Below are 206 nucleotides of genomic sequence, written 5' to 3'. Positions count from 1 at the left end.
GTCAAATCATACTCCCCATTTTGCAAGGCTTCTAGTCTTAGCACGCTTTCACGCTCGCCAAAAATATCAAATCCTTCAAGGAATTTCTGACGATTGTTTGCCATAAGATAATACAAATTATCGTCTTTCATAATATCAAAATAAGTCAGTTCCCCCTTATATACTTTAGACAATACCAAATCTAGACTTTCATCTGATTTCTCACG

Annotated in this window: 1 pseudogene; it reads right to left on the bottom strand. The window is 35.4% G+C overall.

What is annotated here, in order from left to right:
• Positions 1-206, bottom strand: a pseudogene (locus tag HMPREF2876_RS03860) (plasmid replication protein); the annotation flags it as partial.

It is taken from the genome of Streptococcus sp. HMSC073A12, from assembly GCF_001812815.1.
GTDB lineage: Bacteria > Bacillota > Bacilli > Lactobacillales > Streptococcaceae > Streptococcus > Streptococcus vaginalis.
The sequence above is the reverse complement of the archived record's forward strand: the minus strand, read 5'-3'. Positions and strand labels throughout refer to the sequence as shown.